This is a genomic window from Fontibacter flavus, from assembly GCF_042432905.1.
GTDB classification, from domain to species: domain Bacteria; phylum Bacteroidota; class Bacteroidia; order Cytophagales; family Cyclobacteriaceae; genus Fontibacter; species Fontibacter flavus.
In genome coordinates, this window is record NZ_JBHLWI010000022.1 from 50,167 (window position 1) to 66,706 (window position 16,540).

Annotated in this window: 13 protein-coding genes and 4 tRNA genes; all 17 read right to left on the reverse strand. The window is 41.0% G+C overall.

Annotated features, from left to right (window positions below; translation table 11 throughout):
* The 17 genes from fusA to ACFFIP_RS08245 all read right to left on the reverse strand — a co-directional run bounded on the left by fusA (nt 1) and on the right by ACFFIP_RS08245 (nt 16,533).
* Nucleotides 1-2,118, reverse strand: coding sequence for an elongation factor G (gene fusA / locus ACFFIP_RS08165; RefSeq protein WP_382387106.1), 2,118 nt, complete (start codon nt 2,116-2,118; stop codon nt 1-3).
* Nucleotides 2,119-2,124: 6 nt separating this feature from the next.
* Nucleotides 2,125-2,592 carry a 30S ribosomal protein S7 gene (gene rpsG, locus ACFFIP_RS08170; protein WP_382387107.1) on the reverse strand — a complete coding sequence of 156 codons (468 nt, stop codon included), beginning with the start codon at nt 2,590-2,592 and terminating at the stop codon, nt 2,125-2,127.
* 23 nt (nt 2,593-2,615) lie between these two features.
* Nucleotides 2,616-3,005 carry a 30S ribosomal protein S12 gene (gene rpsL / locus ACFFIP_RS08175; RefSeq protein ID WP_009183384.1) on the reverse strand — a complete coding sequence of 130 codons (390 nt, stop codon included), beginning with the start codon at nt 3,003-3,005 and terminating at the stop codon, nt 2,616-2,618.
* A gap of 100 nt (nt 3,006-3,105) precedes the next feature.
* Nucleotides 3,106-3,429 (reverse strand): DUF3467 domain-containing protein, encoded by a 324-nt coding sequence (locus ACFFIP_RS08180; RefSeq protein ID WP_382387108.1) that lies wholly within the window; start codon nt 3,427-3,429, stop codon nt 3,106-3,108.
* Between the two features lie 68 nt (nt 3,430-3,497).
* Entirely contained in the window at nt 3,498-7,808 is a 4,311-nt protein-coding gene (rpoC, locus tag ACFFIP_RS08185; protein ID WP_382387109.1) for a DNA-directed RNA polymerase subunit beta', read from the reverse strand.
* A gap of 47 nt (nt 7,809-7,855) precedes the next feature.
* Nucleotides 7,856-11,731: a DNA-directed RNA polymerase subunit beta gene (gene rpoB, locus ACFFIP_RS08190; RefSeq protein WP_382387110.1), complete on the reverse strand. Its 3,876-nt coding sequence runs from the start codon at nt 11,729-11,731 to the stop codon at nt 7,856-7,858.
* Between the two features lie 154 nt (nt 11,732-11,885).
* The gene (rplL, locus tag ACFFIP_RS08195; RefSeq protein ID WP_382387111.1) at nt 11,886-12,269 is read right to left on the reverse strand and encodes a 50S ribosomal protein L7/L12; all 384 of its coding nucleotides are present in this window, start codon (nt 12,267-12,269) and stop codon (nt 11,886-11,888) included.
* 48 nt (nt 12,270-12,317) lie between these two features.
* The gene (gene rplJ, locus ACFFIP_RS08200) at nt 12,318-12,854 is read right to left on the reverse strand and encodes a 50S ribosomal protein L10 (protein WP_382387112.1); all 537 of its coding nucleotides are present in this window, start codon (nt 12,852-12,854) and stop codon (nt 12,318-12,320) included.
* Nucleotides 12,855-12,856: 2 nt separating this feature from the next.
* Complete coding sequence (rplA, locus tag ACFFIP_RS08205) at nt 12,857-13,555, reverse strand: 50S ribosomal protein L1 (protein WP_382387113.1); 699 nt, start codon at nt 13,553-13,555, stop codon at nt 12,857-12,859.
* Nucleotides 13,556-13,567: 12 nt separating this feature from the next.
* Entirely contained in the window at nt 13,568-14,011 is a 444-nt protein-coding gene (gene rplK, locus ACFFIP_RS08210) for a 50S ribosomal protein L11 (protein WP_382387114.1), read from the reverse strand.
* A 3-nt stretch (nt 14,012-14,014) separates the two neighbouring features.
* Nucleotides 14,015-14,572, reverse strand: coding sequence for a transcription termination/antitermination protein NusG (nusG, locus tag ACFFIP_RS08215; protein ID WP_382387115.1), 558 nt, complete (start codon nt 14,570-14,572; stop codon nt 14,015-14,017).
* A gap of 16 nt (nt 14,573-14,588) precedes the next feature.
* On the reverse strand, nt 14,589-14,777 hold the full coding sequence (gene secE / locus ACFFIP_RS08220) for a preprotein translocase subunit SecE (protein ID WP_123949888.1): 189 nt from the start codon (nt 14,775-14,777) through the stop codon (nt 14,589-14,591).
* A gap of 18 nt (nt 14,778-14,795) precedes the next feature.
* A tRNA-Trp gene (locus ACFFIP_RS08225) sits at nt 14,796-14,866 on the reverse strand.
* Between the two features lie 114 nt (nt 14,867-14,980).
* Nucleotides 14,981-16,168 carry an elongation factor Tu gene (tuf, locus tag ACFFIP_RS08230; RefSeq protein WP_382387116.1) on the reverse strand — a complete coding sequence of 396 codons (1,188 nt, stop codon included), beginning with the start codon at nt 16,166-16,168 and terminating at the stop codon, nt 14,981-14,983.
* Between the two features lie 61 nt (nt 16,169-16,229).
* Nucleotides 16,230-16,301, reverse strand: a tRNA-Thr gene (locus tag ACFFIP_RS08235).
* A gap of 30 nt (nt 16,302-16,331) precedes the next feature.
* Nucleotides 16,332-16,404, reverse strand: a tRNA-Gly gene (locus tag ACFFIP_RS08240).
* 46 nt (nt 16,405-16,450) lie between these two features.
* A tRNA-Tyr gene (locus ACFFIP_RS08245) sits at nt 16,451-16,533 on the reverse strand.
* Between the last annotated feature and the right edge of the window lie 7 nt (nt 16,534-16,540).

Genomic DNA, 16,540 nt, shown 5'->3' on the forward strand with positions numbered 1-16,540 from the left:
TTAGGCTTTTTCACCTTTAACTTTTGCAATTACAGCTTCCGCAATGTTGTTTGGAACCGGCTCATAATGTGAGAAGGTCAAAGAAGCAGTTGCTCTACCGGAAGTAATTGTTCTAAGGTCAGTAATATAACCGAACAATTCTGACAATGGTACAGCAGCTTTGACAACGGTAGAAGTACCTTTGGTATCCATACCTTTCATAAGACCTCTTCTTCTGTTCAAATCACCGGTGATCGGACCTGTATACTCATCAGGAGTTACAACATCTACAGACATGATCGGCTCCAACAATTGAGGCTTACATTTTTTAGCAGCTTCTTTGAAACCAATTCTTGCAGCCAATTCGAAAGACAATGCATCTGAATCGACATCGTGGAAAGATCCGTGGAACAATCTCACTTTCATGGATTCAATTGGATATCCAGCCAAAGGACCGTTTTTCATTGCCTCTGCGAAACCTTTTTGAATAGAAGGGATAAATTCTTTAGGAATCACACCACCTACGATACCGTTGACAAAGTCAAGTCCCGGCTTGATTTCTCCTGTCTCAGGATCTGCATCTTTAGGCCCCAATTCAAATACGATATCAGCAAATTTACCTTTACCACCAGTTTGCTTCTTATACACTTCTTTATGTTCAACAGAACTATAAAGTGCTTCTTTATAAGCTACCTGAGGTGCGCCTTGGTTGATTTCAACCTTAAATTCTCTTTTTAAACGGTCGATGATAATATCCAAGTGAAGCTCACCCATACCTCTCAAGATAGTCTGACCAGTCTCATGGTCAGTATTTACCTGAAGGGTTGGATCTTCTTCTACCAATTTAGAAATCGCCATACCCAGTTTATCTACGTCCGCTTGAGTTTTAGGCTCAATAGCATAACCGATAACTGGCTCAGGGAAGATCATGGATTCCATCACAACCTTGCGTTTTTCATCACAAAGTGTATCACCGGTTTTGATATCTTTAAAACCTACTACAGCACCGATATCACCAGCTTCCAATCTTTCGATTTGGTTTTGCTTGTTGGCGTGCATTTGGAATACTCTAGAGATACGCTCTTTGTTGCCTGAACGGCTATTGAATACGTAAGAACCTGATTCCAAAACACCGGAGTAAGCTCTCACAAAGCAAAGACGTCCAACAAATGGGTCAGTTGCAATTTTAAATGCCAAACCAGTAAAAGGCTCAGAGAAATCCGGTTTGATCAACACTTCCTCATCTGTATCCAGTTTGGTTGCGTATAAATCGTCTTTGTCCAATGGAGATGGTAACAATTCCATCACCAAGTCCAACATGGTCTGAACACCTTTGTTCTTGAAGGAAGAACCACAAACCATAGGGACAATTTTCATGTCGATGGTAGCTGCTCTCAAAGCGGTCAAGATCTCCTGCTCAGTAATTGAGTTTGGATCATCGAAGAATTTCTCCATCAATGTCTCATCATACTCAGCTACTGCTTCCAATAAGTGCTCTCTCCACTGATCCACATCTTCTTGCATATCTTCTGGAATATCCACTACCTCGTAGGTCATACCTAGGTCTGCCTCATTCCATACAATAGCTCTGTTATTGATCAGATCGACAACACCTTTGAATTTGTCTTCAGAACCGATAGGAAGCTGCAATGGTACTGCATGGCTTCCCAACATTTCTTTTACTTGTTTACAAACATCAAGGAAATTAGCACCTGCACGGTCCATTTTGTTAACGAATCCGATACGGGCTACTTTATAATTATCTGCCAAACGCCAGTTGGTTTCAGACTGCGGTTCTACACCATCAACAGCACTGAATAGAAAAACCAAACCATCTAGGATACGCAAAGACCTGTTTACTTCTACAGTGAAGTCAACGTGACCCGGAGTATCGATAATGTTAATCTGGTATTTATTGTTTCTGTAATTCCAAAAAACGGTGGTAGCAGCTGAAGTAATGGTAATACCTCTTTCCTGCTCTTGAGCCATCCAGTCCATAGTGGCTCCACCTTCGTGAACTTCCCCTAATTTGTGGGATTTACCTGCATAAAAAAGGATTCGCTCAGTAGTCGTAGTCTTACCCGCATCAATGTGCGCAGCAATACCAATGTTCCTAGTAAATCTTAAATCTCTTGCCATTATCAATTAAAATCTAAAGTGTGAGAATGCTTTGTTTGCTTCGGCCATTCTGTGGGTATCATCCTTTTTCTTGACCGCTGCACCTTCTCCTTTTGATGCGGAGATGATTTCACCGGCAAGTCTGTCCATCATGGTCTTCTCACCCCTTCTTCTGGCAAAAGTAATCATCCACTTTATACCTAGGGACATTTTTCTTTCGGGTCTAACTTCCATCGGAACCTGGAATGTAGCACCACCAACTCTACGACTCTTCACTTCTACAGCGGGAGTAATATTGTTAAGCGCTTTTTTCCAAACCTCAAGACCGTTCTCACCTACTTTTTGTTCAACCTTCTCGATTGCATCGTAGAAGATTTTGTAAGCAATACTCTTCTTACCATCTACCATTAGACAGTTAACGAACTTGGTTACCAAAGTATCGTTAAACTTTGGGTCAGGAAGAATATATCTCTTCTTTGGTTTCGCTTTTCTCATTTCTTTGTAATGTTTTTAATCAATTATTTTTTTGCTGGAGCGGCCTTAGGACGCTTAGCACCGTACTTGGAGCGACCTTGCTTACGGTCTTTCACTCCGGCAGTATCCAATGCACCTCTGATAATATGGTAACGTACACCTGGCAAGTCTTTTACACGACCACCTCTGATCAATACGATAGAGTGCTCTTGTAGATTGTGACCTTCACCTGGAATGTAGGCGTTAACCTCTTTACCATTTGTCAACCTTACCCTAGCCACTTTTCTCATCGCTGAGTTAGGCTTCTTAGGAGTGGTAGTGTACACTCTTGTACAAACACCTCTTCTTTGAGGACAAGCATCCAAAGCCCTGGACTTGGACTTGGTCTCAAGAGTGGTTCTACCTTTTCTTACTAACTGTTGTATAGTAGGCATTAACTGATAGATTTATAAAACTTCCTTTAAACTTGTAAATTTTGGACTGCAAAGGTAGGGAAATCGATAAAACAAACAAAATTAAGCTGTTATATTTTTGTCAGGCTTCTCCAAAAGTCCCTCCGAAATTCATGGGAAAACCGGGGCCTTCATGACCTGTTGGTATCTTTCCAAATGCTTCCTCATATTTTGCGATATTGTCTTTTAATGCTGTAAGCAATCTTTTGGCATGATCAGGTGTCATAATGATCCTTGATTTTACTTTCGCTTTTGGCACTCCAGGCATCAGCCTAATAAAGTCAATCACAAATTCTGAGTTGGAATGTGCGATCATGGCTAAATTGCTGTATATACCTTCTGCCACTTCCTCGGATAGCTCCACATTTATCTGCTGATTCTGATTTGGGTTTTTTCCGTCTTCCATATTCTTTATCGTTTTGATGAAAAAAGGCCTGTAAAATACAGGCCTTTTCAATTACTCAAATCGTTCTATTATTTTACTGATTCTTTGGCTTTTTTGATAGACCTGTCTTTTTCACTGGACATTCTATCATAATCTTCCTGAGAACCAACAATGATATTTTTGAAATGTCGCTGACCTGTACCTGCAGGTATCAAATGACCAACAATCACGTTCTCTTTCAGACCTAACAACTCATCACGCTTGCCTCTTATGGCCGCTTCACTCAATACCTTGGTGGTTTCCTGGAAGGAAGCCGCTGAGATAAAGCTTTCAGTACCCAAAGAAGCAGCTGTAATTCCTTGTAGAGTTGGTTTAGAAACAGCAGTCTCTGCATCCCTAACCTGTACCAGTTTCATATCTTTACGCTTCAAACTTGAATTTTCGTCTCTCAGTCTTCTAGCTGTAATGATCATTCCTGGTTTCAAGGTAGTGGAATCACCTGCATCCATCACGACTTTCTTATCCAAGATATTGTCGTTTTCTTCCCTGAACGCCCACTTATCTACAACCTGTCCTTGCAAGAATCCAGTATCCCCTGCATCAAGAATTTCAACTTTCTGCATCATTTGACTTACAATCACCTCAATGTGCTTATCGTTGATCTTAACACCTTGAAGTCTGTAAACTTCCTGAATCTCATTCACCAAATATTCCTGAACGGCAGTTGGTCCTTTGATGGATAGGATATCATTTGGTGTAATGGCCCCATCAGAAAGCGGTTCTCCCGCTCTGATAAAGTCATTTTCCTGAACAAGAATATGCTTGGAAAGAGATACCATATACCTCTTCTTCACACCATCTCTTGATTCGATGAAGATTTCACGGTTACCTCTTTTGATACCACCATAAGTTACAACACCATCAATTTCAGAAACTACAGCAGGGTTAGATGGGTTTCTTGCCTCGAATAATTCAGTTACACGTGGAAGACCACCGGTAATATCTCTTGTCTTACCAACAGATCTTGGGATTTTCACCAATATCTGGCCTGCTTTCACTTTCTCTCCGGATTCAACAGACAAGTGAGCACCTACTGGAATGTTGTAAGACTTACTTTCGTCACCGTAGTTTACAATAACTGCAGGGTTTTTGGTTTTATCTTTAGTGTCAATGATTACCTTTTCTCTATATCCAGTCTGATCATCGGCTACCTCTTTATAGGTGATACCTTCAATAATGGAATCAAATTCAACTTGACCGTCAAACTCCGAAAGGATAACAGCGTTATATGGATCCCAAGTACAAAGAGAGTCGCCCTTAGCGATTTTCTGCCCGTCTTTCACGTTCAGTATAGCACCATAAGGCACGTGGTTGGAAACCAATGTCTTTCCAGACTTGGCATCATTGATCCTGATTTCACCGGATCTTCCCATCACAATAGAAACAGACTCACCTTCTTTGTTGGTAGTTTCAATCCATCTCAATTCCTCTTCAAACTCAACAACACCCTCAAACTTGGCGTTGATACTTGCCTCAACTGAAATGTTAGAAGCAGTACCACCCACGTGGAATGTTCTCAAAGTCAACTGTGTACCTGGCTCACCAATGGACTGTGCAGCAATTACACCTACAGATTCACCTGCTTGAACCATCCTACCAGTTGCAAGGTTACGGCCATAACATTTAGCACAAACACCTCTTCTGGTTTCACAAGTCAATACAGACCTGATTTCAACTTCTTCAATTGCGGATTCATCAACTTTCTTCGCGATTTCCTCAGTAATTTCAATACCTGCAGGGATCATCAACTCTTCGGTCACAGGATCATACACATCATGTACAGAAACCCTACCTAAGATTCTTTCAGAAAGTGGCTCTACAATCTCATCATTATCTTTTAATGCCTGAACTACCAGACCTCTCAAAGTACCGCAGTCTTCTTCAGATACAATCATATCCTGAGCTACGTCTACCAACCTTCTGGTCAGGTAACCCGCATCTGCAGTTTTCAAAGCTGTATCCGCAAGACCTTTACGGGCACCGTGGGTAGAGATAAAGTACTCCAATACATCCAGACCTTCTTTGAAGTTGGAAAGGATTGGGTTTTCGATGATTTCACCTACAGAGCCTTGAAGGTTTTTCTGTGGTTTCGCCATCAAGCCTCTCATACCACCCAACTGACGGATCTGCTCTCTAGAACCTCTGGCGCCTGAGTGCATCATCATGTAGATGGCGTTGAATCCTTGTTTATCTTCTTCCATTTGCTTCATCAGAATGTTCGTCAAATGGGAGTTGGTTCTTGTCCAGATATCAATAACCTGGTTATATCTTTCGTTATCTGTGATCAGACCCATCAAATAGTTGTTCCAAACTTGGTCAACTTCTTCTTTGGCTTTGTTGATCAATGGATCTTTATCTTCAGGAATGATGACATCATTCAAGCCCATAGAAAGACCTCCGGCATAAGCCATCTGGAAACCTAATTGCTTAATATCATCCAAGAATTGTGCTGTCTTGGCTACACCGCATATTTTAACAACATCAGAAATAATCTGCTGAAGTTTTTTCTTAGTCAGCAATTCGTTCACAAAACCTACTTCTTCCGGCACGTATTGGTTAAAAATCAACCTACCTGCAACGGTATCAATGACCTTCTCCGCCAACTCGCCGTTTTCATCTCTCACTTTCACTTTACACTTGATCAGCGCATGCTGTGAGATTCTTCCTTCATTCAATGCGATGATCACTTCCTCTTCACCGTAGAAAGTCATTCCTTCTCCATTAACTGGCTCTTCAGGGGTAGATTTCTTGCCTTTGGTTACATAATACAGACCAAGAACCATATCCTGAGATGGTACGGTAATTGGAGCGCCATTGGCTGGGTTAAGGATATTGTGGGAAGACAGCATCAATGTAGAGGCTTCCAGAATGGCTTCGTGTCCCAAAGGAACGTGAACTGCCATTTGGTCACCGTCAAAGTCAGCGTTGAATGCCGTACACACCAATGGGTGCAATTGAATCGCCTTTCCTTCGATCAATTTAGGTTGGAATGCCTGAATACCCAATCTGTGAAGTGTAGGGGCACGGTTTAGCAATACAGGGTGTCCTTTCAATACGTTTTCAAGGATATCCCATACCACCGGATCTTTTCTGTCAACAATCTTTTTGGCAGATTTAACTGTTTTCACAATACCTCTTTCTATCAGCTTTCTGATGATAAAAGGTTTGAACAGCTCTGCTGCCATATTTTTAGGAAGACCGCATTCATGAAGTTTAAGCTCAGGTCCAACTACAATTACCGAACGGCCAGAGTAGTCAACCCTCTTACCCAACAAGTTTTGACGGAAACGACCTTGTTTACCTTTCAACATATCAGAAAGGGATTTCAAAGCCCTGTTACCATCAGATCTTACTGCGTTAACTTTTCTTGAGTTATCAAATAAGGAGTCAACAGCTTCCTGTAACATCCTCTTTTCATTTCTCAAGATCACTTCAGGTGCTTTGATGTCAATCAATCTTTTCAGACGGTTGTTTCTAATAATTACCCTTCTGTAAAGATCATTCAAATCAGAAGTGGCAAACCTTCCACCATCCAATGGCACCAAAGGTCTCAATTCCGGTGGAATAACAGGAACCATTCTGATTACCATCCACTCTGGACGGTTTTCAATCCTTGTTCTTGCATCCCTGAATGCTTCTACAACTTTCAGACGCTTCAAAGCCTCAGCTTTACGCTGCTGCGAAGTATCTGTAGCTGCCTGATGTCTCAAACTGTAAGATAGGTCATCCAAATCCAATCTGGCCAAAAGCATTTCAATAGCTTCTGCACCCATCTTGGCGATGAATTTATTCGGATCATCATCATCGAGCATTTGGTTTTCTTTTGGAAGCTTATCCATGATATCCAAATACTCATCTTCAGTCAAAAAGTCAAGGTATTGTACACCATCCTCGGCTTTAACCCCAGCTTGGATAACCGCATATCTTTCATAATATACAATTTGATCCAATTTCTTGGTCGGAAGACCTAAAAGGTAGCCTATTTTGTTAGGAAGGGACTTGAAGTACCAAATATGAGCGACAGGAACAACCAGTTCGATATGTCCCATACGCTCTCTTCTTACTTTCTTTTCGGTAACCTCAACACCACATCTGTCACAGATGATGCCTTTATATCTTATGCGCTTATATTTCCCACAATGACATTCCCAGTCTTTAACAGGACCGAAAATTCTCTCACAGAACAATCCGCCCATTTCAGGCTTGTAAGTTCTGTAATTGATGGTTTCGGGCTGCGTTACTTCACCATGTGAACTATCCAGAATGGATTCTGGAGAGGCCAAACTAATAGTGACTCTGGAAAAGTCGTTGTTTAGTTTTTTGTTTTTTCTGAACGCCATAATTGTTGAAGGGTATGTAAAGGGCCTTTCGGCCCATTTGATTAAAATTAGTCAAGGGTAATTTCAAGAGCAAGACCTCTAAGCTCATGCACCAATACGTTGAAGGATTCCGGAATATTAGGTTTCGGAAGGTTTTCTCCTTTAACTATCGCTTCATAAGCTTTGGCTCTACCCACCACATCATCAGATTTCACGGTAAGGATTTCTTGAAGAACATGGGATGCACCAAATGCTTCCAATGCCCAAACCTCCATCTCTCCAAAACGCTGACCACCAAACTGAGCTTTACCACCCAATGGCTGCTGCGTGATCAAAGAGTACGGTCCAATAGATCTTGCGTGCATCTTATCATCTACCAAGTGACCTAGTTTTAGCATATAGGCAATACCTACAGTAACAGGTTGGTCAAATCTCTTTCCAGATAGACCATCGTACAGGTAAGTCCTGCCATAAGCTGGTAAACCTGCTGCTTCCAATTCTGCTGAAACCTCTTCCATAGTGGCTCCATCAAAGATTGGCGTAGCATATTTTTTACCGAGTTGCATACCTGCCCACGCAAGAACTGTCTCATAGATCTGACCAATGTTCATCCTTGAAGGTACACCTAGTGGGTTCAATACGATATCCATTGGCGTACCGTCCTCTAAGAATGGCATGTCCTCATCCCTAACAATCCTCGCAACGATACCTTTGTTACCGTGACGTCCTGCCATTTTATCACCCACTTTGAGCTTACGCTTCTTAGCGATGTATACTTTGGCGAGCTGTACAATACCTGCAGGTAATTCATCACCTACTTCAAGTGTGAACTTATCTCTCTTGAATCTTCCTGATATTTCGTTTCTGGAATTCACGTAGTTCTTCACCAATTTCTGGATTAGGTTATTGGTGTGTTCATCTTCAGTCCAATCATCAAGAATGATATCGGAAATTAGATTAGCTTCTTCCGGAACGTTATAATTGGATTCATCTCTGTAAGGGTTCTTCGCAGGGAATAAGTTTTGTTCAATGTTTTTGGCATTGAATTTAACTCCCTTGCTGATGATCTCATCTCCAAATTTGTGCTTTACACCCTGAGAAGTTTTGCCATCAAGCAAGGTGATCAATTTGTTGATCATTTTTGCCCTGATACCAAGTAGATCTTTTGAGTATTTGCCTTTTAGTTTTTCAACTTCGGCTTTAGATTTCGCTCTTAGATCTTTGTCTTTCTTAGGTCTGGAGAACAATTTGGTCTCGATCACAACACCATTTAAAGAAGGAGAAGCTTTCAAAGAAGCATCTTTCACATCACCTGCCTTGTCACCGAAGATTGCTCTTAAAAGCTTCTCTTCAGGAGTAGGATCAGTTTCCCCTTTTGGTGTAATCTTACCAATAATAATATCACCTTCTTTTACTTCAGCACCAACTCGGATAATACCGTTTTCATCTAGGTTTTTAACCGCCTCTTCGGAAACGTTAGGAATCTCTGAAGTCAATTCTTCTTCACCCCTCTTCGTATCCCTAACTTCAAGTTGGAATTCTTCAATGTGAATGGAAGTAAAGATATCCTCTCTTACAACTCTCTCAGAGATTACAATCGCATCCTCAAAGTTGTAACCCTGCCAAGGCATGTAAGCCACTCTTAGGTTTTTACCTAAAGCTAACTCACCTTTATTGGTTGAATATCCCTCAACCAAAACCTGACCTTTATGAACTTTCTCTCCTTTAAGTACTAAAGGGGTAAGGTTAATGGTAGTATCCTGGTTGGTTCTTCTGAATTTAATCAGGTCATATGTTTTATATTCATCGCTGAAATTCACCAAAAGTTCATCATCTGATAGATCATATTTAACGGTGATTTTCTTGGCATCAACATAATCCACAACACCATTAGCTTCGGCAATTACCAATGCTCTGGAGTCGATCGCAGCTTTTCCTTCGAGACCAGTTCCTACGATAGGAGACTCCGGTTTCAATAAAGGAACTGCCTGACGCTGCATGTTAGATCCCATCAAAGCACGGTTTGCATCATCATGCTCAAGGAAAGGAATCAAGGAAGCTGCCACAGATACAATCTGATTGGGAGCTACGTCCATATAGCTGATCTCATTTGGATCAAGTACAGGGAAGTCACCTTCGAATCTTGCTTTCACCTTCTCATTGATGAAGTTTCCTTGCTCATCTAATGGGGCATTTGCCTGGGCAATGTTATTATCATCCTCTTCTTCTGCAGTCAAGAAAACAATATCATTGGCATCCATGCTTACTTTTCCTTCTTTCACTTTTCTATATGGAGTCTCTAAGAATCCCATAGAGTTCACTTTAGCGTGAACGCAAAGAGAGGAGATCAAACCAATGTTTGGACCTTCCGGCGTTTCGATAGTACAAAGACGGCCATAGTGCGTATAGTGAACATCCCTAACTTCGAAACCTGCTCTTTCTCTTGAAAGACCGCCTGGACCTAAAGCTGATAACCTTCTCTTATGAGTCAGTTCCGCAAGAGGGTTGGTCTGATCCATAAACTGAGAAAGTTGGTTGGTTCCAAAGAAGGAATTGATAACCGAAGAAAGCGTACGGGCATTGATCAAATCAACAGGTTTGAAATCTTCGTTATCTCTAACGTTCATTCTTTCCCTGATTGTTCTTGCCATTCTGGCCAAACCAACACCAAACTGACTGTATAATTGCTCACCTACAGTCCTTACCCTTCTGTTGCTCAAGTGATCAATATCATCAACGACAGCTTTAGAATTGATCAAACCGATCAAATACTTTACAATACTGATAATATCTTCAGTGGTCAATACGATTTTTTCAGGATCGATTTCAAGACCAAGCTTTTTATTGATTCTATATCTACCTACTTCACCCAAATCATACCTCTTATCCGAGAAGAATAGACCGTGAATAACTTCGCGGGCTGTAGCTTCATCAGGAGCTTCAGTATTTCTCAATTGACGGTAAATAACTTCTACCGCTTCTTTCTCTGAGTTGGAGTTATCTTTTTGAAGGGTATTATAGATGATGGAGTAATCTGCCACATTTACATCTTCTCTATGAAGAATAATAGACTTGGCGCCTGCATCAAGAATCAATGCAATATCTTCATCTGTTAGAATGGAGTCCCTTTCTAACAATACTTCATTTCTATCAATAGAAACAACCTCACCAGTATCCTCGTCAACGAAATCCTCTACCCAAGTTCTTAGCACACGGGCAGCCAATTTTCTACCGGTAATTTTTTTAAGGTTATTTTTAGTAGCTTCAATTTCTTCGGAAAGACCGAACAAATCCAAGATTTCCTTATCAGATCCAAAACCAATCGCCCTCAATAGGGTGGTAACAGGGAACTTCTTCTTACGGTCAATGTAAGCATACATGACATTATTGATGTCAGTAGCGAATTCAATCCAGCTACCTTTGAAAGGTATAATTCTGGCAGAATATAACTTTGTACCGTTAGTGTGCTTACTTTGAGCAAAGAACACACCTGGGGATCTGTGAAGTTGTGATACAATAACCCTTTCAGCTCCATTGATGACAAAAGAGCCTTTCTCAGTCATGTAAGGAAGATTACCAAGGAATACTTCCTGTTCGATAGTTTCAAAATCCTCATTGTCCTCGTCATGGCAGAGCAATCTAAGCTTTGCTTTCAATGGAACAGAATAGGTCAATCCTCTATCAATACATTCTTCAACACTGTATTTTGGAGGATCTACCGCATAGTCAATAAATTCAAGGGTGAAATTTTCTCTAGAATCCGATATTGGGAAATTTTCGGAGAAAACCTTGAATAGACCATCCTGTCTTCTTTTTTCAGCAGGAGTATCCAACTGGAAGAAATCTTTGAAAGATTGCAGCTGGATATCTAAGAAATCAGGATAGTCTTTGACTACCTTAATAGATGAGAAACTTTTCCTTACGGTTTGATTCTGGATAGCCAAGGCAGTATATGTTTTTAGTGAAAATAAATAACAAAAAGCGACAATTTACGCTTCGAATAGTACAATTTTATACCTGTGCACAAACAGGAAAAGACCTGACTATTCAGTCAGGTCTAAGCTCATAACCTTATCCTAAAAGGAAAGGTTATCCAAATTACTTAATTTCTACTTCAGCACCAGCTTCTTCTAGAGACTTCTTCAATGCGTCAGCCTCATCCTTAGCGATACCTTCTTTAACTGCTTTAGGCGCACCGTCAACTAGTTCTTTAGCTTCTTTCAGACCAAGACCTGTCAATTCTTTAACAAGCTTAACAACAGCTAGTTTTTGACCGCCAGCAGCTTTCAAAATAACGTCAAAAGAAGTTTTCTCTTCTTCAGCAGCAGCTTCTCCAGCACCAGCAGCACCACCAGCTACCATCACAGCACCAGCTGCAGCAGGTTCGATACCGTACTGATCCTTAAGGATATCTGTCAATTCTTTTACTTCTTTTACAGTCAAGTTAACCAACTGTTCTGCAAGTTGTGTAAGATCTGCCATTTTATTACTATTTTAATTTGTTTTTTGAATGATTTGAAACGATTGATTTTATTCTTTCTCAGCAAGGGTTTTAAGAACACCAGTGATATTGTTTTGACCACTTTGCAATGCTGACAAGAGGTTTTTAGCAGGAGACTGAAGCAATCCGATAAGATCACCAAGCAATTCCTGTTTGGATTTAAGGCTAGAAAGCATTTCTAAGTTAGCTTCACCCACGAATGTATCCGAGTCGATGTAAGCTCCTTTGAAAACTGGTCTAGTTTCCTTTTTACCCAATTTTTTTCTAAAATCCAACAAAACTTTTGCTGGTAGATTTCCTGTCTCTTTTGAGAAAATGATTCCGGAGAATCCTTTTAAGGTTTTGTCAGCAAAAGAAGTATAGTCACCATCAAGGTTTTCCAATGCTTTTGCGATCAAAGTGTTTTTGTACACTTTGTATTCAACACCTTTTTCGAAACAGGTTCTTCTGAAAGCGTTTACCTGAGCTACTGTGAATCCAGAGGCATCTGTGATATAGAAGTAGGGAGTTTCCTTTAACTTCTCGGTAAGACTTTCGATTATTTCTAATTTTTCTTCTCTAGTCATGATTAAATACCTTGAATACTTCCTTTATCAACTTTAACTCCAGGAGACATTGTGCTTGACAGGTGAATGCTCTTGAAATATGTACCTTTTGAAGAAGCAGGCTTCAATTTGGAGATAGTGTTAAGCAATTCTTTTACGTTGTCCTGAATTTTCTCAGGGTCAAAAGAAACTTTACCCACACTTGTATGAATAATACCGAATTTATCAACTTTAAAGTCAATTTTACCGGCTTTCACTTCTCTTACTGCTTTACCTACTTCCAAAGTAACAGTTCCGGATTTTGGATTTGGCATCAAGCCTCTAGGTCCCAAAACCCTACCTAGTCTACCAACTTTTGCCATTACGTTAGGCATGGTGATGATGACATCAATGTCAGTCCATCCGCCTTCGATTTTAGCAATATAATCATCTAGACCTACATAATCTGCACCAGCTTCTTTAGCCTCTTCCATTTTGTCAGGGGTACAAAGTACCAAAACCTTAACATCTTTACCTGTACCATGAGGTAAGGCTACAACACCTCTAACCATTTGATCTGCTTTACGAGGATCAACGCCCAAACGAACGTCAATGTCTACAGAAGCATCAAACTTAGCGTTAGTGATGTCTTTTACGATGGAAGAAGCTTCCTCTAGGGAGTACTGCTGGCTTGGGTCGTACTTAGAAAGAGCTTCTTTTTGCTTTTTTGTTAACTTAGCCATAGTATTTTTAAATTATTCCTCCCAAGGAGCTTTACCAGAAACAGTGATACCCATACTTCTAGCGGTACCTGCGATCATTTTCATGGCAGATTCCACTTTGAAAGCGTTTAAGTCAGGCATTTTAACCTGCGCAATTTCCTTTACTTGATCCCAAGTAACGGAACCTACCTTTTTCCTGTTTGGCTCAGCTGAACCGCCTTTAACCTTCGCAGCCTCAAGCAACATATTAGCAGCTGGAGGAGTTTTTACTACGAATTCGAAAGACTTATCAGAGAAAACAGTAATCAAGACAGGCAATACCTGACCCATTTTATCCTGGGTACGGGCATTAAATTGCTTACAGAACTCCATAATGTTCAAACCCTTGGAACCAAGAGCTGGACCTACTGGAGGCGATGGATTTGCCTGGCCACCTTTCACTTGTAATTTCACATAACCAGTGATTTCCTTAGCCATTTCTTAATCTTGTTTTTCTACTTGTATAAAGTTTAATTCTACCGGTGTATTTCGACCGAAGATCTTGACCATAACATTCAATTTCTTCTTGTCTTCAAACACCTCTTCTATTGTACCCGAGAAACCACTGAAAGGACCATCCATTACTTTTACGGTCTCTCCGACTATAAATGGCGTATCTAGCTTCTCCGCAAACTCATCAATCTCCTCAACACGACCTAAGATCCTGTTGACTTCTGATTGTCGTAATGGCTCAGGGGTTTTGGAAGCTCCCCCCTGGTTTGAACCTAAGAAACCGATAACACCCGGGATACTTGTAATTACGTGATTCGCTTCACCGTGGGACAAATCCGCATTAACTAAAACATAGCCAGGAAAGAAGTTTCTCTCTCTGACTCTTTTCTTGCCATTGCGCATTTCGTAAACTTTTTCGGAAGGTATCAAAACCTCAGGAATGTATTCCTCAAGTTTCGCACGGACAATTTCATTATCCAAGTAAGACTTGGTTTTCTTCTCTTGTCCAGCTACCACCCTAAGTACGTACCACTTATGTTCAGCCATCAGTAATTTAATTCAATTAGAATAGATCGTAAAACCATTTCATAAGATTCTCGAACCCTAAATCAATTACGCCTATCACTAGTGCGAAAATGATTGAAGCAACAATTACCAACACGGCACTGTTTTGCAGAAACGAATAAGAAGGCCAAGTAACCTTGTTTTTCATTTCGTCTATAGATTCGATGACAAAACTTTTAATATTCATGGTTTACTTCATTATTAGCACGGGCAGAGAGATTCGAACTCCCATCAACGGTTTTGGAGACCGCTATTCTGCCATTGAACTATGCCCGTAGAAAATTAGGTTCCCAAAAGGAACGCAAAAGTAGCTAGATTTGGATTAAGAAACAAATGCGATCCCAAAAAAACCATTCAGGATCGCATTTGGATATATAATAATCTTGAAGATTAGTCAAGAATTTCAGTCACCTGACCAGCACCTACAGTTCTACCACCTTCACGGATAGCGAAACGTAGACCTTTTTCCAAAGCAACTGCGTTCAACAAGTTCACTTCGATAGTAACGTTGTCACCTGGCATAACCATCTCAACGTTCTCAGGAAGTTTGATCTCACCAGTCACGTCAGTAGTTCTCAAGTAGAACTGAGGACGGTACTTGTTGAAGAATGGAGTGTGACGTCCACCTTCTTCTTTAGAAAGAACGTAAACTTCAGCTTTGAAGTGAGCGTGGGGAGTTACAGATCCTGGCTTACAGATAATCATACCTCTCTTGATCTGAGACTTTTCAATACCTCTCAACAACAAACCTACGTTGTCACCAGCTTCACCTCTATCAAGGATCTTACGGAACATTTCCACACCAGTTACAGTAGATTTCAAGCCTTGAGCACCCATACCGATGATATCTACAGGCTCACCAGAGTTGATGATACCTCTTTCAATTCTACCAGTAGCAACAGTACCACGACCCGTGATAGAGAATACGTCTTCAACAGGCATCAAGAAATCTTTGTCGATAAGACGCTCTGGAAGAGGAATGTAAGTATCAACTGCATTCATCAATTCCATTACTGTTTCTTCCCACTTTGGCTCACCGTTAAGTGCACCAAGAGCAGAACCTGCAATCACCGGAATATTGTCACCGTCAAACTCGTAGAAAGAAAGCAATTCTCTTACTTCCATTTCAACTAGTTCAAGAAGTTCTGGATCATCTACCATATCCACTTTGTTCAAGAAAACAACTAGAGCTGGTACACCTACCTGACGAGCAAGAAGGATGTGCTCTCTTGTCTGTGGCATTGGTCCGTCAGTAGCAGCTACCACTAGGATAGCGCCATCCATTTGTGCAGCACCAGTAACCATGTTCTTAACGTAGTCAGCGTGACCAGGACAGTCTACGTGAGCGTAGTGTCTTTTTTCAGTCTGATACTCTACGTGAGAAGTGTTGATGGTGATACCTCTTTCTTTTTCTTCTGGAGCGTTGTCGATAGAAGAGAAATCTCTTAATTCAGAAAGACCTTTTTTGGCCAATACTGTAGTAATGGCAGCAGTCAAAGTTGTCTTTCCATGGTCTACGTGACCAATCGTACCGATGTTAACGTGCGGTTTGGAACGGTCAAAGGTTGCTTTTGCCATGCGTGAAAATCCTCTGTTTTAGTTAAAGATATAAATTAGTTAAATTATTCTGATGTTTCAGAGCCAACGACGGGATTTGAACCCGTGACCCCTTCCTTACCAAGGAAGTACTCTACCCCTGAGCTACGTCGGCTAATAACATGCCAATGCTATAAAAGCATAGAGCGGGAGACGAGGCTCGAACCCGCGACCTGCAGCTTGGAAGGCTGCCGCTCTACCAACTGAGCTACTCCCGCTTTTAAAATACTGCGCTTTCCTTAAAAGATTACGCTTCATATTTAGTGGGGGAAACAGGATTCGAACCTGTGAAGACATAAGTCAACGGATTTACAGTCCGTCCCAGTTGGCCGCTTTGGTATTCCCCCAACTGTT